Source organism: Reyranella sp. (assembly GCF_050185545.1).
Taxonomy (GTDB): Bacteria; Pseudomonadota; Alphaproteobacteria; order Reyranellales; family Reyranellaceae; genus Reyranella.
In genome coordinates, this window is the sequence record NZ_JBFWZI010000061.1 from 17043 (window position 1) to 36600 (window position 19558).

The 19558-nt window shown below is 66.0% G+C and carries 11 protein-coding genes and 1 tRNA gene; 10 read left to right on the top strand and 2 right to left on the bottom strand.

All coding sequences use genetic code 11. From position 1 onward, the window contains the following. The first annotated feature begins 36 nt into the window (after window positions 1–36). From fdnG to AB7O82_RS17890, 10 genes are all read left to right on the top strand, one after another. The gene (fdnG, locus tag AB7O82_RS17845; protein ID WP_428619886.1) at window positions 37–3126 is read left to right on the top strand and encodes a formate dehydrogenase-N subunit alpha; all 3090 of its coding nucleotides are present in this window, start codon (window positions 37–39) and stop codon (window positions 3124–3126) included. Between the two features lie 18 nt (window positions 3127–3144). Then, window positions 3145–4047, top strand: coding sequence for a formate dehydrogenase subunit beta (fdxH, locus tag AB7O82_RS17850; protein WP_428552961.1), 903 nt, complete (start codon window positions 3145–3147; stop codon window positions 4045–4047). Then, on the top strand, window positions 4044–4673 hold the full coding sequence (locus tag AB7O82_RS17855; protein WP_428552959.1) for a formate dehydrogenase subunit gamma: 630 nt from the start codon (window positions 4044–4046) through the stop codon (window positions 4671–4673). Before fdxH ends, AB7O82_RS17855 begins: the two co-directional genes overlap by 4 nt. Further along, the gene (gene fdhE, locus AB7O82_RS17860) at window positions 4643–5593 is read left to right on the top strand and encodes a formate dehydrogenase accessory protein FdhE (RefSeq protein ID WP_428552956.1); all 951 of its coding nucleotides are present in this window, start codon (window positions 4643–4645) and stop codon (window positions 5591–5593) included. Before AB7O82_RS17855 ends, fdhE begins: the two co-directional genes overlap by 31 nt. A 93-nt stretch (window positions 5594–5686) precedes the next feature. Further along, complete coding sequence (selA, locus tag AB7O82_RS17865) at window positions 5687–7087, top strand: L-seryl-tRNA(Sec) selenium transferase (protein ID WP_428552954.1); 1401 nt, start codon at window positions 5687–5689, stop codon at window positions 7085–7087. Further along, complete coding sequence (locus AB7O82_RS17870) at window positions 7071–7850, top strand: tetratricopeptide repeat protein (protein WP_428552952.1); 780 nt, start codon at window positions 7071–7073, stop codon at window positions 7848–7850. Before selA ends, AB7O82_RS17870 begins: the two co-directional genes overlap by 17 nt. Beyond that, on the top strand, window positions 7847–9772 hold the full coding sequence (gene selB / locus AB7O82_RS17875) for a selenocysteine-specific translation elongation factor (protein ID WP_428552949.1): 1926 nt from the start codon (window positions 7847–7849) through the stop codon (window positions 9770–9772). The genes AB7O82_RS17870 and selB overlap by 4 nt, the downstream gene beginning before the upstream one ends. 32 nt (window positions 9773–9804) lie before the next feature. Then, window positions 9805–9900 (top strand) — tRNA-Sec (locus tag AB7O82_RS17880). 162 nt (window positions 9901–10062) lie between these two features. Next, window positions 10063–11316, top strand: coding sequence for a tyrosine-type recombinase/integrase (locus AB7O82_RS17885; protein ID WP_428619888.1), 1254 nt, complete (start codon window positions 10063–10065; stop codon window positions 11314–11316). A gap of 224 nt (window positions 11317–11540) precedes the next feature. Continuing rightward, on the top strand, window positions 11541–11831 hold the full coding sequence (locus AB7O82_RS17890; protein ID WP_428619890.1) for a tyrosine-type recombinase/integrase: 291 nt from the start codon (window positions 11541–11543) through the stop codon (window positions 11829–11831). Window positions 11832–13248: 1417 nt separating this feature from the next. Here the strand turns inward: AB7O82_RS17890 and AB7O82_RS17895 are convergent. Together AB7O82_RS17895 and AB7O82_RS17900 are read right to left on the bottom strand one after the other, a co-directional pair. Beyond that, window positions 13249–16638 (bottom strand): helicase-related protein, encoded by a 3390-nt coding sequence (locus AB7O82_RS17895; RefSeq protein WP_428619891.1) that lies wholly within the window; start codon window positions 16636–16638, stop codon window positions 13249–13251. Continuing rightward, a partial coding sequence (locus AB7O82_RS17900) for an Eco57I restriction-modification methylase domain-containing protein (RefSeq protein ID WP_428619893.1) occupies window positions 16635–19558 on the bottom strand: 2924 nt, incomplete at its 5' end. The genes AB7O82_RS17895 and AB7O82_RS17900, both read right to left, overlap by 4 nt.

The window sequence follows — 19558 nt, forward strand, 5'->3', positions numbered from 1 at the left end:
GAGCCGCCCATAAGCGTCGTAGGGATGGAGCACAAGATGGCCGTCACTCGTCGGCAATTCATGAAGGTGAGCGCTGCCGGGCTCGCTGCATCGTCTGTCGGCGCCCTGGGATTCACAGGTGCGGGCGATGCGCTCGCTGCGGGCGTCAGGCCGTTCAAGCTCGAACGCGCCACCGAGACGCGCAACGCCTGCCCGTACTGCGCGGTGGCCTGCGGCGTGTTGATCTATTCGCTGGGCGACAAGTCGAAGAACGCCAAGTCCTCGATCATCCACATCGAGGGCGATCCGGACCATCCGGTCAATCGGGGCACGCTGTGTGCCCGCGGGGCGGCGTCGCTGGGCTACGTGCAGAGCGCCAATCGGTTGAAATACCCGATGCACCGCAAGCCGGGTTCCGACAAGTTCGAGCGCGTGAGCTGGGACTTCGCGCTCGACCGCGTCGCACGGCTGATGAAGGAGGACCGCGACAAGAACTTCATCGCCAAGAACCGCGATGGCGTCACGGTCAACCGCTGGCTCAGCACCGGCTTCTTCGGCGGCTCCTCGCTCAGCAACGAGGCGGGATACCTCACCTACAAGTTCGTGCGCTCGACGGGGATACTCGCCTTCGAAGACCAGGCCCGAATATGACACGGCCCAACGGTGGCCAGTCTTGGCCCCACCTTCGGCCGTGGCGCGATGACGAACTCGTGGAACGACATCAAGAACACTGATCTCGTTCTGATCATGGGCGGCAACGCCGCCGAAGCACACCCCTGCGGCTTCAAATGGGTGACCGAAGCCAAGGCCAACAACGGCGCCAAGCTGATCGTGGTCGATCCGCGCTTCACGCGCTCGGCCGCGGTGGCCGACGTCTACGCGCCGATCCGGCCGGGAACCGACATCGCCTTCCTGTCGGGCGTGATGCGCTACCTGCTGGGTAACAACAAGATCCACCAGGAGTACGTCAAGGCGTACACCAACGCCTCGTACATCGTGAAGGAAGGCTTCGCCTTCAACGACGGCCTGTTCACCGGCTTCAATGCCGATCGCAAGGCCTATGCCGACCGCTCGACGTGGGACTACGAGCTCGACGAGCAGGGCATGGCCAAGGTCGACGAGACGCTGCAGAACCCGCGCTGCGCCATCAACCTCCTGAAAGCGCACGTCGAGCGCTACACGCCCGAGATGGTCGAGCGCATCACCGGCACGCCCAAGGCGAAGTTCCTGCAGATCTGCGAGATGATCGCCACGACGTCGACGCCCGACCGCACCATGACGTCGATGTACGCGCTGGGCTGGACGCAGCACACCACCGGCGCCCAGAACATCCGCTCGATGGCCATGATCCAGCTCCTGCTGGGCAACATGGGCATGCCGGGCGGCGGCGTGAACGCGCTGCGCGGCCATTCCAACGTGCAGGGCATCACCGATCTGGCGCTGCTGTCGACCTCGACGCCGGGCTATCTCGTGCTGCCGGCCGACCGCGAGACGACCTACGCCGACTACATGAAGTCGCGTGGCTTCAAGCCACTGCGGCCGGGCCAGACCAGTTTCTGGCAGAACTACGAGAAGTTCTTCGTCAGCCAGCAGAAGAGCTTCTTCGGCGCGGCGGCTACCAAGGACAACGACTGGGCCTACGACTACCTGCCCAAGTTCGACACCAGCTACGACGTCCTGAAGATGGTCGACATGATGGCGGCGGGCCAGATGAACGGCCTGTTCTGCCAGGGCCTCAACATCATGATGGCGGCGCCGGACAAGACCAAGGTCGTGGCCGGCCTCGCCAAGCTCAAGTGGATGGTCGTGATCGATCCGCTCGAGACCGAGACGGCGCGCTTCTGGGAGAACCACGGCGAGTTCAACAACGTCGACACCAAGTCGATCCAGACCGAGGTCATTCAGCTTCCGGCCTCGTCCTATGCCGAGGAAGAGGGAAGCTGCACCAACTCCAGCCGCGTCATCATGTGGCACTGGAAGGCCGCTGACGGGCCGGGCGAGTCGCGGAGCGACATCGAGATCGTCTCGGAGCTGCATCTGCGATTGCGCGCGCTCTACGCCAAGGACGGCGGCGCCTTCCCGGATCCGATCGTGAAGCTCACGTGGGCCTACACGCGGCCGCACAATCCCGATCCTCAGGAAGTGCTGAAGGAGATGAACGGCTACGCGCTGGAGGACATTCCCGATCCGGCCGATCCGTCGAGGGTCCTGCTGCGCGCCGGCCAGCTCCTGCCGACCTTCGGATTGATGCGGGCCGATGGCAAGACGTCGGGCGGGATCTGGATCTACACCGGCGTCTATACCGAGGCCGGCAACATGGCGAAGCGCCGCGACTCGGCCGATCCGACCGGGCTTGGCATCTACCCCAACTGGGGCTTCTCGTGGCCGGCCAATCGGCGCGTGCTCTACAACCGCGCCTCGGCCGCTCCCGACGGCAAGCCGTGGAGCGAGCGCAAGAAATACGTCTGGTGGAACGGCAGCCGGTGGACCGGCGGCGACGTGCCCGACTACGCGCCGACCATTGCGCCCGACAAGGCGGTCGGCCCGTTCATCATGAACCAGGAGGGCACGGCGCGGCTGTTCGCTCGCGGCGCCATGCCCGACGGCCCGTTCCCCGAGCATTACGAGCCGATGGACGCCTACATCGCCAACCCGCTGCACCCCAAGGTCAGCACCAATCCGGTGGTCAGGGTGTTCGCGGCCGACGCCAAGTCGTTCGGCACGCCCGACAAGTTCCCGATCGTGGCGACCAGCTATCGGCTGGCCGAGCACTTCCACTACTGGACCAAGAACGTGCACGACAACGCCGTGCTGCAGCCCGAGCTGTTCGTCGAGATGGGCGAGCGGCTGGCCAAGGCCAAGGGCATCCAGAACGGCGACTGGGTGGAAGTGTCCAGCCAGCGCGGCGCCATCAAGGCCAAGGCGTGCGTCACCAAGCGCATCCGGCCGATCATGGTCGACGGCAAGCCGTGCGACGTGGTCGGCGTGCCGATCCACTACGGCTTCGTCGGCCTGGCCCGCAAGGCGCATCCGATGAACGTGCTCACCCCGTCGGTCGGCGACGCCAGCGTGAACACGCCGGAGTACAAGGCCTTCCTGGTCGAGGTTAAGAAAACCACGCCACCGGCTCAGCCGGCGGTGGCATAGGCGGGGGAGGGCAGGACAATGGCAACGTTGCAATCGCTCGACATCCGCCGCCGCTCCGCCTCCACCGATGAGCCGCCGCAGATCCGCCACGCCTCGGTCGAGGTCGCCAAGCTGATCGACGTCAGCAAGTGCATCGGCTGCAAGGCCTGCCAGGCGGCCTGCCTGGAGTGGAACGACCTCAAGCAGCCGGTCGGCTATACCGACGGCACTTACAACAACCCGACCGACCTGACGCCAGCCTCGTGGACGGTGATGCGCTTCACCGAGTACGAGCGCGGCGACGATCTCGAATGGCTGATCCGCAAGGACGGCTGCATGCACTGTGACGATCCGGGCTGCCTGCAGGCCTGCCCGGCGCCGGGCGCCATCGTGCAGTACACCAATGGCATCGTCGACTTCGTGTCGGAGAATTGCATCGGCTGCGGCTATTGCGTGAAGGGCTGTCCGTTCAACATCCCGCGCATCTCCCAGGTCGATCGAAAGGCCTACAAGTGCTCGCTGTGCTCCGACCGCGTGTCGGTCGGACAGGCGCCGGCCTGCGCCAAGGCGTGCCCGACCCAGGCGATCTATTTCGGATCGAAGGACGACATGATCGGCCATGCCGAGCATCGTGTGGCCGATCTCAAGTCGCGTGGCTTCAAGAATGCCGGCCTCTACGATCCGCCGGGCGTCGGCGGCACCCACGTGATGTACGTGCTGCATCATGCCGACAAGCCGTCGCTCTATGCCGGCCTGCCGGATGATCCGAAGATCAGTCCGCTGGTCGGGTTCTGGAAGGGTATCGTCAAGCCGATCTCGCTCGCCGCCATCGCCTTCGCCGGCGTGTTCGGCTTCCTGCATTACGTCACCAAGGGACCAAACGAGGTGTCGGAGAACGATCAGCGCAAGGGCGATGAGCTGGCCGAGGGCAAGAACAAATGAGTCAGGACAGGAACGCCGTTGCGCGCTACACGACGGCCGCGCGCATCAATCACTGGATCACCGCGGCATCGCTGATCCTGTTGGCGCTGAGCGGCATGGCTCTTTTCCACCCGTCACTGTTCTTCCTCACCAACCTGTTCGGCGGCGGGCAGTTGACGCGCATCGTCCATCCGTGGATCGGCGTCGTTCTGGCCTTCAGCTTCCTGGGGCTGTTCTTTCGCTTCTTCTCGCTGAACCTGTGGACGCGCGACGACACGGTGTGGATGAAGAACCTCGGCAAGGTGATCAACGACGACGAGGAGGGGATGCCCGAGCTGGGCAAGTACAATGCCGGCCAGAAGCTCGTGTTCTGGGGCCAGTCGATCCTGATCCTCCTGCTGTTCGGCAGCGGTCTCATTCTATGGGACGTCTACTTCGAGACATACACCACGATCGACCAGAAGCGTTGGGCGGCGGTCGTCCATGCGTTGTGCGCGATTGGCGCGATCCTGATCTGGATCGTGCACGTCTATGCCGCCATCTGGGTCAAGGGCACCCTGCGTGCCATGACCCGCGGCTCGGTCACGCGCGGCTGGAGCTGGAAGCACCATCGCAAGTGGTTCCGCCAGGAAGTCGGCAAACCCTGAGCCAGGCATCGGTCCCTCCCGGCCCGGGGTTAGGCGAAAGCACCCTGGGCGATGTCGTCGAGAGTGAACGGGTCCTCCTGCCCGATCTCGCCACGGTCTTCGCCCGGCGCGCGGCGCGGCTGACAGCGCTGGCGCCGGGTCACGAGGTCGAAGGCTTCCTGCGGCTGGTCGCATCGCTGGTCTCCGCCCAGCACGCCGCGCTGGCCGACCTGCCGGCCGGCCGGTTGCCGGGTGGCGCCGAGATTGCCGAGGCGAGGCGGACCGGCCGGGCGCCACTCGATCCGGCCGTTTGGAAGCGCGATGCGAGCTGGCAGGCGGCGCTGACCAGCATCCTCGGGCGGCTCGATCGGTCACTGCTGCCGGCGGCGGGGCAGGCGGCGTGCGAGGCGCTTGCCGCGGCCGGCCATGGCAAGCGCGAGGTCCTGGCCGACCGCTTCCTGGGCGGCGACATCGCCCATATGGACTCCGCCAAGATGCCGTTCGTGGTGGCGGCCTTGCAGGTCGCCTGGACCCGGATGGCGGCGCTCATGGACACCGGTGAGCTAGCGCCGGCCGAATCGCGCGACTGCCCCGTCTGCGGGTCGCCGCCGGTAGCCGGTGTGATAGCGCCCGGCGGCACCAAGTTCGGCCATCGCCATCTTCACTGTTCGCTGTGCGCCACGGCGTGGCGCCATGTCCGGGTGCGCTGCGTCAATTGCGGAAGCACCGACAAGATCTCGTACCGTCAGCTGGCCGGCACCTCGTTCCTCCGCGCCGAATGCTGCGAGGCCTGCCACGGCTATTCCAAGGTGTTCTACCTCGAGAGCGCGCGCGTCGTGGAACCCCTGGCTGACGATCTGGGGTCGCTGGGTCTCGATGTCCTGGTCGGCGAGGAAGGATTCTCCCGCGTCGCAAACCCGTTCGTGATCGCCAGTTCGTGATCGGCGGCGGGCCGGATTGATCCGGGCCGCGCGCTGGGCCATTGTTCGGCGAGCAAGGCCGGTTGCCGGCCGACAATCATCAGGAAACGACCCGTGTCGCGTGCCGACCGCCCAGCCAGCGCCCTTGCCCCAACTCTCGCGAGCCGTCCGCCGTCGATCGACCGCATGGCCGGCTGGCCTGCCCTGCGGCCGCTGATCGCGCGCGCCGGCCGAACCTTGGTCGTGGACGCGCTGCGGGCCTGGGCCGAGGCCAGGCGCGGTCATCCCGACGTTGTCGACGAGGCGGCCTGCGCGCGCTGGTGCGAAGCGAGACTGGCCGGCGTCGTGATGCCGTCGCAGCGCCGGATCTTCAATCTCACCGGCACCGTCCTGCATACCAATCTCGGCCGGGCGGTGCTTGCCGAGGAGGCGATCCAGGCCGCGGTCGACGCCATGCGTTCGCCGACCACGCTGGAGTACGACCTGGCCGACGGCACGCGCGGAGAACGCGACGAGCATGTGGCGCCTTGGCTGCGCCGCCTGACGGGTGCCGAGTCGGCCGTCGCGGTGAACAACAACGCCGCCGCGGTGATGCTCGTGCTGGCGACTCTGGCTGCGGGGCGGGAAGTCATCGTCTCGCGCGGCGAGCTGATCGAGATCGGCGGCGCCTTCCGCATTCCCGACATCATGGCGCGCGCCGGCTGCCGGCTGGTCGAGGTCGGCACCACCAACCGGACCCATCTCAAGGATTACGCCGAGGCGATCGGGCCGGACACCGCGGCGGTCATGAAGGTCCATCCGTCGAACTACGCCGTCACCGGCTTCACCAAGTCCGTCCCGGCCGCCGAGCTGGTGCCACTGGCGCGCGAGCGCGGTCTGCCTGTGATCGAGGACCTGGGCAGCGGCACGCTCGCCGATCTCGAGACCTGGGGGCTGCCGCACGAGCCGACGGCGCGCGAGGCGATTGCCGCCGGCATCGATGTCGTGACCTTCTCCGGCGACAAGCTTCTGGGCGGGCCGCAGGCGGGCCTGGTGGTCGGTCGCAAAGAGCTGATCGAGCGCATCGGGCGCAATCCCATGAAACGGGCGCTGCGCCTCGACAAGGTACGCCTGGCGGCACTCGAGGCGACGTTGCGTCTCTACGCCGATCCCGACCGGCTGGCCGAGCGGCTGCCGACGATCCGCACGCTCGCCCGTCCGGCGAGCGAGATCCATGGCCTCGCCGAGCGCCTCCTGCCGCCTCTTGCGCGACAGCTCGGGGCAGCCTTGCAGGTGACCATCGAGCCGGCGCGCGGCCAGATCGGGTCGGGCGCGCTGCCGGTCGATCTGCTGCCGTCCTTCGCCCTCGCGATTCGCGGCAAGAGTCTGGATCGGCTGGCGGCGGCGTTCCGCCGGCTTCCCGTCCCGGTGATCGGCCGCATCGCCGGTGGCGCGCTCCTGCTCGACCTGCGCACCCTGGAGGACGAAGGCGCGTTCCTGTCCCAATTGAGTAGGCTCGATGGCCTGGCTGAATAGGTTGCTTGGGCGCGGCGAGACTGCGTCCCTGGAGCGCCAGCTGGCCGAGGCGCTGGCGGCCTGGAACGCCGGCGACTATGGCGTCGCGCTCGATCTGTGGGCTCCGCTCGCCCAGGGCGGCTCGGCGCGCGCGCAAAGCAATATGGGAGCGGCCTTCCTGGAGGGACGCGGTGTGGAGCGCGAGCCCGAGGCGGCAGTGCGCTGGCTGCAGTTGGCGGCGGACCAGGGCGATGCCGGCGGGCAGCGCAACCTCGCCCTCTGCTACTACGAAGGCTGGGGCGTGGCGCAGGATCATGCCGAGGCGGCGCGCTGGTACGAGAAGGCGGCCGAACAGGATGATCCGGACGCCCAGGACATGGTCTCCTGGATGAAGCTGGTCGGCGGCGGTTGCCCGCAGGATCATGCCGGAGCGCGGTACTGGGCCGAGAGGGCCGCCGCGCAGGGCCGCGCCGGCGCCATGGCCCGGCTGGGCGACATCCACCACAACGCCCTCGGCGTCGCCCGCGATCCGGAGATCGCGGCGGGCTGGTGGCGTCGCGCGGCGGCGCTGGGCCATGCCGAGGCGCAGGCGATGCTGGGTGCCGCCTTCCTGGCCGGCAGGGGGGTGCCCGGTGATCCGGTCGAGGCGTTGCACTGGTTGCTGCGGGCTCAGGCAGGCGGAGCGGGGGAGCTGGCTGCGGGGTTTCTGCGCGAGGCTTTGGCGCGGACCGGGCCGTCGCAGCGCCGGGAGGCCGAACGCCGCGCGACGGAGGCGCTGCCATGATCGTCGGTACCGCGGGCCATATCGACCACGGCAAGACCGCACTGGTGAAGGCGTTGACGGGGGTCGATGCCGATCGCCTGAAGGAAGAGAAGGCGCGTGGCATCACCATCGATCTCGGCTACGCCTACAGCGATCTTGGCGATGGCCGGCAACTGGGATTCGTCGACGTGCCGGGGCACGAGCGGTTCGTGCACAACATGCTGGCCGGCGCGACCGGAATCGATGCGGCACTGCTCGTGGTGTCCTCGGTCGAGGGCATCAAACCGCAGACTGTCGAACATCTGCAGATCGTCGATCTGTTGGGCCTCGACCGCGGCATCGTCGCGCTGACCAAGGCCGATCTCGTCGACGACGATCAGATCCTCGAGCGCATGGCCGAGATCGAAATTTTGCTGTCGACAACATCGCTCAAGGGCGCGGAGATCGTGCCGGTATCGGCGCTGAGCGGCCGTGGCGTCGACGAGCTGAAGACGAGACTGCTGGCGCTGGGCGAGAGCGGCAAGGGGACGACCGGTTTCGCCCGGCTGGCGGTCGACCGCAGCTTCGTGCTGACCGGCGCGGGAGTCGTGGTGACCGGCACCATCCATGCCGGCGAGATCCGGGTCGACGATCGGCTGCTGCTGTCGCCGTCCGGGCTGGAAGCGCGCGTGCGATCGCTGCATGCCCAGAATCGCGCTGCGGAGGTTGGACGGGCCGGCGAGCGTTGCGCCCTCAATCTCTCGGGGCCGCGGCTGTCCAAGGACGTGATCCGGCGCGGCGACTGGGTGATCGGCCCGGACCTGCACGCCCCGACCGATCGAATCGATGTACGCCTGAGCCTGCTCGGCTCGGAAGGGCAGCCGCTGAGGCACTGGTCACCCGTGCACGTCCATCTCGGATCGGCGCACGTGATGGGCCGCGTGGCGCTGCTGGAAGGCGAGAAGCTGGCGCCTGGTGCGACCGGGTTGGCCCAGCTGGTCCTCGAGGAGAAGGTGGGCGCCCTTGCGGGAGACCGGGTCATCCTGCGGGATCCGTCGGCCAACCGTACGGTCGCGGGGGCATCGGTGATCGATCCGTTCGGGCCTCCGCGCAACCGTCGCTCGTTGCGCCGGCTGAACGAGCTGCAGGCCCTGGGCCAGCCGGACGAGGATGCGCTGCCGACGTTGCTTGGGCTGGACTCGGGTTTCGTCGAGCTTCGCCGCTTCGGCCAGGCGCGCAATCTGCGGCCCGCGGACGTGACGAGCCTGCTGCAGTCTGCCGGCGGGGCGGAGCTCGACGGCTTCGGCTTCCTCGCCGACACGGTGGCGGCGGCCCGCGCGGATTTCGTCGGGACTCTGGCGGCATTCCATCGCGACAAGCCGGATGCACCGGGCCTGCAGCCGGAGCGGTTGCGCGTGGCGCTGGCCCGGCGCTGGCCGATCCCGGTCTTCAAGGTGCTGCTCGACCAGGAGATCAAGGCCAAGAAGGTCACGGTCGACGGACCCTATTTGCGCTTGCCGGGCCACTCCTTGAAGCTGGGGGCTCGTGACGAGGCGCTGTGGAGGAAGATTGCGGCTGATCTCCAGCGTGAGCGCTTCAAGCCGCCCCGGGTGCGCGACTTCGCAACCGCCTACTCGGTGGCGGAAGTGGACATGCGCCGCTTGCTGCAGCGGCTCGCCCGCGTCGGCCAAGTGGTGGAGGTAGCGCCGGACCAGTACTTCCTGAGGCCAGTGGTTGCCGAGATGATCGCGATCGCCCATGGATTCGGCCGCGACTTCACAGCGGCCGAGTTCCGCGACCGGCTCGACAACGGCCGCAAGGTCGCAATCCTGATCCTAGAGTTCTTCGACCGTCACGGCATCACCATTCGGCGCGGTGATTTTCGTCGTACGGTGGCGCAGAAGCTCGAGCAGTACGGGCCGCTGCCGAAGGCGGCCGACAAGGTCGCGGTTGCCGGAGGGTGACAGGGAGCCGGTTCTCGGGAATCATGGTCGCTGGAGGGGAAGCGCTCCCGGTGGGGCGGCTGGCCTTCAAAGCCAGAGAGGGCCGTTAGCCGGTTCTTAGTGGGTTCGACTCCCACTCTCTTCCGCCAACTCACTTCCAATAGCATCCGAGTAAGTCCAGAAAAGGCAGATAAAGAGGGCCTTATCTGGATTTCATCGTCCGGAACCATCCCCTGCGGTCCGGTGGAAGTTACCCCGGAAAGTGGGGTAACATCCGGGGTAACAATTCCGACCCGCCGGGAGTTACCCCAATGCTGACCGATGTGCTGATCCGCAAGGCCAAGGCGTCCGCCAAGCCGACGAAGCTGATGGACGAGCGCGGGCTGTTCCTGATGCTGACGCCATCGGGCGGGCGGTGGTGGCGGTTCCGCTACAGCTATGCCGGCAAGGAAAAGCTGCTCTCGCTGGGCACCTATCCCGACGTGTCGCTGAAGGCGGCGCGGGAGGCGCGGGACGACGCGCGCAAGATTCTGGGCAAGGGGATCGACCCGTCGGCAGTGCGGCAGGAAGAGAAGCGCGCCAAGGTTGAGGCGGGGGCCAATACCTTCGCGACGGTGGCGCGGGAGTGGTTGGAGAACGTCAAGCCAAAGTGGGCTGCGGTCTACCATTCGGACACGGAGAAGCGCTTCGAAGCCTATGTCTTCCCGGATATCGGGCGCCGTCCTATCGCGGAGCTGGCCGCGCCGGAGCTGCTTGGGGTGCTGCGCAAGATTGAGGCGCGGGGCACCGTGGAGACGGCGCACAAAGTGGCGCGCGCCTGCGGGCAGGTGTTCCGCTACGGCATCGCGACGGGCCGCTGCGACCGCAACCCCACGGCGGACCTGCGCGACGCCTTGAAGGCGCGTCCCAAGGTGAAGCATATGGCCGCCCTGCCGGCGAGCGAGCTGCCGGATTTCCTGCGCAAGATCGACGGCTACGATGGCGAATTGCAGACGCGGCTGGCCCTGCGGCTGCTGGCCCTGACGTTCGTGCGCACCAATGAGCTGCGCGGCGCGACCTGGGCGGAAATCGACCTCGACAAGGCGGAATGGACGATCCCGGCGGAGCGCATGAAGACCAAGGCGCCGCACCATGTCCCCCTGTCGGAACAGGCCGTAGAGGCCTTCAGGACGCTCCAGGCGATGAACGGCAAGTGGCCCTGGGTCTTTGCCGGCCGCGCGCCATCCACGCCCATGAGCAAGAATACCGTGCTGTTCGCACTCTACCGGCTGGGCTACCACGGCCGCATGACGGGACACGGCTTCCGGGCGCTGGCGTCAACGTCGCTCAATGAAATGGGCTTCCGGCCGGACGTGATCGAGCGGCAACTGGCGCATGTCGAGAAGAATGCGGTGCGAGCTGCCTATCATCGTTCGCAGTATCTCGAAGAGCGCACGGCGATGATGCAGGCATGGGCGAACCATCTGGACGCGCAGAGGGCGGCGGACGGCAAGGTGGTGGCCATCGGACGCGCACGACGCGTTGTGGGCAGCGACATGGCGGACCGCGCGCGCGCCGACGCCTAGTCCGTTCGACCTCGTCGACCCGCCGGAGAACCCTCGGGAAATCTCGGGGAGTTCCGTATCGCTTGACGAAGCCGTTTGGCGCATTCTGGCCGATCGGACGAAAATGCGGCGTGCGCACCTGGTGCCCTTGCCTCGGCAGGCGCTGGCGATCTTGCTGGCATTGTAGCCCCATCACGGGGAGGGTGAATTGCTATTTCCGTCGATCAGGTCGGCCGATCGGGCCGATGAGCGACAACACCCTGAATGCGGCGCTGCGGCGCCTGGGCTACGGCAAGGACGAGGTGACGGCGCACGGCTTCCGTGCCACCGCCTCGACCCTACTGAACGAAAGCGGCCGGTTCTCGCCCGACGCCATTGAGCGGGCGCTGGCGCATCAGGACCCCGACCCGGTGCGTCGCGCATATGCTCGCGGTACCTTCTGGAAGGAGCGGGTGGAGATGGCCCAATGGTGGGCGGATCACCTCGACACGCTGCGCAAGGGCGGCGAGGTCATACAGATGCGGCGGCCGGCCTAACCGATTGCGCCGCGTGTCGTCGCGAACAGCATCCGCTTCATGTGGGTAGCGACGCCGGCTAAAGCTTTGTCTTTCCTTCGCTCCTGTGCGACACCTTGCGACCTGCGACGGGTCCACCACACCTAATATCGGAGGCGGTGGGCAAGGGTTCTAGCGACGAAGATGCAGACCGGCATTTCCGGAGGCTCGGTCATGTTCATTGCGATCGATGATACTTACGGTCCGGAACGCAGCACCGGGTCGGTGTACGTCACTGGCGCAAGGCGGACCCATGTTGCCGTGGTGTTTCGCGATAGCGAAGTAGCTGACGTTCGTCACCAGGCGGGCGAGTGCCTGAATGAGACCGGCGCAGGCGCGGCCACTGAGGGCGAACACACTCAACAAAGTCCCTGCTACAGCCTCAACCGAGTAGTGAGTATCGTCAACCTTGAGACCACAGCCTCGCCGAGTTCTGCCATCAGGCGACGATTGAGGCATTCGAGGGCGAAGTCGTCCTGTCATCCAGCAGGGGCCGAAGTTCTAGGGCTCCGAAGCAAAGAGCGTAGGTCCATTTCCCGAACCGGCCGTCGTTCGTTACGGCGCGGCACCAGCGTTCTGCTGCGGCTTTCTTGATCATTGCATCGCCGATCTGCCCCTTGATCTCGATCAGCAGGCGAGCGATGGTTGATCTGCGGACCAATGATGGGAGAGGAGTCCCAATGGTGAAGATTACGCACAGAGGCTTAGTGCCTCCAGACGACCCGATGTTCTCGAGTTCCTATCAACTGTTCTCGCACCGAAAGTCCAAGCCGTCGACGAAGTCTTCGCCAAAGAGCACAATCTCCGCCGCGACCCCAAAATCGAAGGGATCCTACAAAATCTCCACAAAGCGCCCCGGACGCTAGCCGACGCCGGTCAGGCGAGGGCCAGGGGCGGCCGGGTCGAGACCAGCCCGACAGAGGCGCAGAAAGACGCCGGCAACTACGCCAAAGCGATACCCGGATCTGGCTCCGTTCGGACGTGCCAGTTCCAGTCACTTAGTGCACGCGCAAGAGCAACAATCCACCACGCTCGCGAAATTGTATGATTGGGCGCAGTGCATGCCTCAGCATAGGCGTCGAGTTGCTCCATGCAATGGCCCAAGACTTTTGAAAAGCCAATCGGCTCAGCCGCCGCTGCTCTTCTTCTGACTTTCGCTGACATGATGTTCACGAACTCGCAGCTTTGCGCTTCGGCCTGCGCGTAAACCCGGCGCCGGGCTGACCGGTGCGTTCGTTCACGACCCGCTCGAACTCGGGGCGCGGATTGTTCAGCTTGCGCTCCATGTCATCCGCGAGGTCTAGAAAGCTCCTAATCTGGGTGCGATGCCAAGCGCTCCAAGGTTCGCTGCGCCATAGGCCGATGGCTTTAGCCATGCCGCCGTAGGTGATGGTCTCGTCTATGATTTCCAGGGCGCGGACGATGGCGAGAACGGCGCCTGCATAGGCGAGGCGCTCATGCGTGTTGATGTGCGTTCTCGCTGGCGCCCCGCCTCGGGTCGTTTTCGGTTCGTCGTCCATTTCCCTTCCTCCGCCGTGACTGCCATCCAGCACACCAGGTGGATTTCGTCTGCTTCGATGGGGGGCAGTGGTTCCGGCGCCCGGAACGGGGCGATGCCCGTGCCCTGGATGTACCGAATGAGGCGCGCGGCCTTGGCCGTTCCAGAGTCGCTTTCGTCGACAAAGTGACGGCGCAGATCGCGCTCGTCCCGGGGCTGCCACTTCTGCTCGACCACGTCGAGCAGCCGGATGAACTCTGCATCCTCGATGTCGGCAGGGCGGTTCGCCCGCAGGAACTCCGCCACGCGCTTGTTGGTCAAGGGAACCTTCGGCTGCAGCGATGCCGGATCGGTTTCCGCGGTCCAGGCCTCGAAGATGTGGTCGCGCGCCTTCTCCCATAGCCCAAAGACCGCCTCTTCCACGGGCGGCGGCACGTACCGGGGGCTGGCCTCGGTACATTCGATCAGGCGGAGGCAAGTGCCGAGCTCGGAGATCATGGCGTCCTCGCCGGGGAGCGTCGACCACGCCGCATCGGTCCGCAGGAACCGCGTATAGGTGCGGTCGCCCACCGATGCGCAGAAGAAAACTCCCTGGTCGCGTCCCTTGACCAGCCCCGACCCGATGTTCCACGGCATTCCCGGAAGCCTGTCCGGATCGCGCTCCCGCGCCTTGCGCAGCAGTTGCCGGTACTCTTCGCCCGTCTGGCCGCCGCTCCTCGTGCCGCCGTGCTCGTAGAGCTCGGCATTCTCGCCATAGATCGCCTCGATCTCCTCGCGCGTCTCGGCAAAGACCTGCCGGCCGCGCCGGGCACCGGCGACCGGCGCGGTGCCGACACCGATGCTCGCGGCCGCTCGCGCCAGCTTCTGCAGGATTCGGTCTTCCAGATCGAGCAGGTCGTTGAGCCTGTCGTCCGGAAATACCGTGCGCAGGAAGACCTCGTCGTGCGCGCTGCCGATGCGGTCGATGCGACCGTGACGCTGGACGAGGCGCATGGGGTTCCATGGCATGTCGAAGTTGATGATGTGCCGGGCTTGCTGGAGATTGAGGCCTTCCGCCAATACGTCGGTTGCGACGAGGATGTCGTACAGGTCTGCCGTCTTGCCGGGTTGCTCGGTCGACACGGGCGCGAAGTGCGCGACGGCTTGGTCGCGCGACATGCTTGCAAAGGTGACGCCGCCAGTCGCGGCGGCCAGGCGTCCCTTGTATGCGGCGAGGGCGCGGTCGGTGCGCAAGATGTCGTTCAGCCACGTCCAGATGTATTCCGCCGTATCGTGGTAACTGGTGAAGATCAGCACCTTTCGGTTCTGCCGCGCCTGCTCCGCGTCGGCTGCCTCCTTGTCGGCCAGCTCGATGATCTTCAGGAGTTCGCTTCTCAACGCCGCGAGTTTCGGGTCGTTGACGGGTTTGACCTGGCGCAGCACCCCGGTGAGGTTTTTCAGGACATCCTGGTCCGCCTCGATTGCCGCGCGTAGTTGTGGTGCCTTGAACCGGGTCAGCGGTTCCAGTCCCGTGCCGGCGTCGATCAGCTCGGAAATATTGGTTTCGTCCTCGAGTTCGTCGAAAAATTCGGGAGTCGGGACGAGACCGTTGTCCATGCTTTCCAGAAAGGCGGAATGCTGCCTTTCGAGGCGCTCCAGCGTCCGCGTGAAGGCATAGATCGACGACTCAAATCGCTTCAGCAGGCCGGACCGCACGAGTCCCTCCGCAGCCAGATCACGAGCCACGGCCTCATCGTCCTTTTGCTTCAGAAAGGCATGGGCGTTGTAGCGGAAAAAGCTCAACTGCCCGTCGTCGGGATCGAGCGCTTCTCCGACCTTGTCGAAGAGCCCTGGCAGGGCTCGATCGAGCTGATAGCGGACGGTGATCGCGCGAGGTCTGGGAAAGACGATCGTTTGCAGTTGTCCGCTCGGACCGACGATCTTCTCGCCAACGTAGTGCTTCTTCACGAACTCGCGGGTGCGCTTGACCGTCGTGGCGTCGATCACCGGGAAGAGCACGTCGGGGCTGAGGTTGAAGGGATCGACCTCCATCGCGTGAGTGAAGCGCTGCTGCAACGACAGGATGCCCCGGCCGGCGAAGGCGGCATCCTCCTTCACGTAGAGCCGCAGCAGGTGAAAGAGGTCCCAGAGCGAGTTGTTGACCGGCGTGGCGGTCAGCAGCAGCAGGTCCTTCGGCTTGCCGGCCAGCAGGTTGCGCAACGTTCCGGCGCGCTGCGGCGAATCGGGATTGCGGTAGTTGTGGGCTTCGTCGACCACGATCAACTGGTAGTCGGCGATCGGCATGGCGAGCGTCGCCGCGCCGCGCCCGCCGAGCTGCGGGTCGAGGGCCAGCTCCTCGATCGACACGCATTCGACGCCGATCTGGTACTTCGCCCTGAACTTCGCCCAAGTGCCGTCGCGCAAGGCGGCCGGGCACACCAGCAGCACCCGCTGGCGGCGGTCGATGTAGCGCTGGATGATTTCGCCGGCGATGAACGTCTTGCCCAACCCGACTTCGTCCGCGACCAGCGCACCGCCGAGCTGCTCGATCAGGCGTAGCGCACGCCACACGCCGTGCTTCTGAAATTGCGTCAGCTGGAAGCGGGCATCGGAGCTTTTCTCCTCTTCCTCGATCTCGTTGCCGAATAAGCGCCAAAGGGCGAGCAGGAAGACATCGAACGGAGTCCAGTCGGCGAATGTTGCGCCATAGACCGCGGCTAGGTCGAACGGCTCCGCCTCGGCCCACAGCTCCTCGAACCAGCGGCGGCCCCGTTCGACCACCTCGTCGCCATGGCGCCCGATGTTGAGCTCCAGATTGGTTGCGACGCCGGGCTCGGTGAAATTGGACGAGCCGGCCAGGAGGCCCTCCTGGGGACCGAGCAGCAGGTACGCCTTGGCGTGGAGGAAGTCCTGTTTGTATCGGCGGACCTCGACGCAGTCGCCGCCGAGGAAGGCAACCATCTTCCTGGCACCGGCCTGCGCCATCGCCGTGAAGGCGTCGAGATTGCGCTCCTGGCGCAGTCCGTCTTCGAGGCGTTTCAGTGCCGCTGCCACTTGCCGCCGTGTGAAGCCCGGCTCGCCCGGGTCGCCGGGTCGGCGGCGCGGCCGCTCGCTTTCAGGCGGACGCTCGGCGCCGATCAGAAGCCGGATTTTCGGCAGCTTCTCCAACGGCGCGCGCATCGCGCGAAACCCGGCCGGGGAGAAGAACGCCGTGGCGATGCAGGCCTCGGCAGCATCGACGGCACCGACCCATTCGCCGAAGGCACGCGCGAGAGTGTTTCCGTCCCTGTTGTCGACGAATTCGGGCTTCATGCAGCACGCTGTTTCCACGCGTCGAAATGGCGGAGCGTTGCTCGAAGACTGGGCTCGAAGTCCCATCCCTCATGGAATGTCGCGAAGATATGGGAAAGCTGCTTCCCGCTCAGGCCGTAGAGGAGAGCCACCACCGCATCGAGTTCGTGGATCATGTCGGACTTGTCGTCATCCGCGATCGGGCCATGCTCCACGCCCACAACCCGCGCCCAATCTGCAAAGCGATCATCGGGGCAGGCGAGCCGCCCCCCCAACTTAACGACGCGCTCCCAGCATTTCGACGTCCGCCCGGGACGAGGGATCGGCAGAGGGTTGAAAATGAAATAGTTGAGGTTGACCTCGACGAACCTTCTGGAGAACCAGTCAAGCGTGCGCGAACAGAGGACGCCGAGCAAATACGCGGCGTCCTGTTCGTCGCCTCTCGGCCATAGAAGGTATGGTCCCTTGTTCGTGATGAACACATTAGCCGGCAGGAGTGCGGCCCGGACAGTTCGGCTGTCGGTGGCCCTGGTAACGTCTCTGAAGGCGATGCGGGGGCGGTAGCAGGCCAAGGTCCTACGGTCGCGGCGGTAGGCGTCTTCGAACTCGGCGTGAGCCGAATCGGCGCGGCGCCTTCCGCTGTTCAGGCGCTTCTCGTAGAGCCAGGACGTAACCTCTTTGGGGTCCGCGAAGGCGTAATACCGTCCGGTGTCAGGCATCCAAAGGTCAAAAGATTCGCCCTTGAATACTGGCCAATAGCCCTTGGGACAGGTGTCGGACTTCAGATCCATCAAGTCTTTCTGATTGGTCGCGTGAAGCTCGGTGTCCGGCCGAGCCCGCCAGGAAGACTTGTCGTTGAGATCGAGCCTGGGCTGCTTTCGCAACTGCAGGAACACGTCGAGCGACTCGGCCGTGGGGAGGAGCGGTAGCGAGGCGCTGTCGTTCCAGGTCTGCACTTCAGTCCGCGAAAGCCGATGGCCAGTGTCCAAGGACGCTGCGGCGAATGCGCCGCGTGACGCATAAGGCCCCTTCAGGCCGATAGACTTGCCGTCGGGTTCGCCGCGCTGGATCGCGACGAGGCCGATCGTGTACTGAGGATGAACATCGGGGAATACCCACTGCCGGTTGTTTACGAGTGTCGCGATCTCGATGTCGTGCGACTTGCCGAAGAGCGATTTCCTGAAGTCGCCGGAACCGAAGGCAGACAGGGCGCTACGCGGCAGAACGACGCCGATGCGGCCGCCCTCCGCCGCGACCAACGCCAGGAAGCGCCAGCAGAAGGCTTTGTAGAGATCGGGATCGCCCTTGCCCATGCCCGGGTAGCCTCCGCCCATCAGCGCGCTCCTCACGCGGGCGGCGTCGTCGATTTCGCGGTCGAGCTGCGCCTTCAGGTCGGGGCGCTGCCGTTCGAGGCGCGCGATCTCCCGTTCCCGGGCAGTCGACACTAGGCCGCGCAGGCCGGGCAGGTGACGCGCCCAGAAGGCGTGACGCTCGACCGTGGCTTCTTCCCAGGGCGGATTGCCGAGGATCACGTCGAAACCCGGACGGCGCCGCAGGAACACTTCGGGGAACGCGACCGGGAAATGCAATGCCGCAAGGCCGGTAAGGGCCGCCTTGGCAGCGTGATGAGCCCGCGACGACTGAACGGTGGCCTTGAGCCGTGTCCATTCCTTGAAGTCGAAGCGGTTCACGTCCTCGCGAGCCTTGTCCAGGGCGATCGGCCGGGCGGTGATGATGTCGCACAGCGCTGCCGTCGGCAAGATGCTGAGGCGTGCCTGCTCCATGGCCGTCCGCGCGGCCTCGACGTCCTGGCGGGTGGCATCGGCGATCGTCGCCAGCTTCTGCAGCGGCAGCTTGGCGTCACCCAGGAGGTTGCTGGCATCGACGGCGAACATGCCGACGCCGGCCTCCCGGAAAACCTCGCCGATATCGTCGGTCGTCGCGACACCGATCAGGCTGTTGCCGTGGACGAGCGAATGATCGAGCAACGACAGCGGCAGGCCCGGCACGAAAGTGTGGATCCAGACTGCGAGCTGAGCGAGCCGAACCGACAGAGGATTGAAGTCGACGCCGTAGATACAGCGCCGGGCGATCAGCCGGCGGAGCAGCTGGCCGTCTTCGATCGCGGTCGCATCTGCCAGCGGCCCCAGCGCCTTGCGGGCCGCGGCACGGAGATGGTCGAGCTCGCGCCGGACACCCGGTAGCGGTCGATCCTTAAGGTAGGTGAGCAAGCGACGCTCGATGCGGTCGACTGCTGCGACAAGGAAATGACCCGACCCCATGGCGATGTCAGCGACGCGGAAGTCGAAGAATTCCCGTGCACGTTCGGTGTCGTCATGGAGCTGTTCGAGCCGGGCGAGGTGGTCGGTCAGGGCCGGTTCCAGCGCCCGGTCGAGCAGATAGTCGACGACAAAGTCCTTGGTGAAATAGCTGCCGCTGCCCTTGCGGGCGCCCGACTTGTCGTGAAGGTAGATCTCGCCCGAGTGCACGACGACATGCCGTGCGTCCCGCGCGCCGCGGGCGGGAACATAAACGCCGTTCGAATCGAGCTTGAGGTCGGTCTCCGCGACCGAAAGCTCGGACTCGAGCAGGCCTTCGTAGATCGTGCCGAACTCGCGGACGCCCAGGGAGCGGAAGTCGACCGGTCCCTTCTGTCCCTCCGCCGATTCGATCGTGAGAAGGTCGGCCAACGCGGGTTCGAAGGCAGCATCGGGCAGGTTGAGCTTCGCCAGCTCGAAGCCGGCGCGGCTGATTGCCTTGTCGCCGCTGAACAGTCCGCCATTGTACGCCGGCACGCCCCATCCGGGGTTGCCTCGGTCCACGGCCTGGAACAGGCCGAAGCATTCGCGCCACGCCGCATCGCCAGGCGCGGCTGCTGTGCCCTGGGGTCGGTCCAGCAGCTCGCGCGCCTTGTGCTTCAGGGAGCGGCTTCGATAGGCCT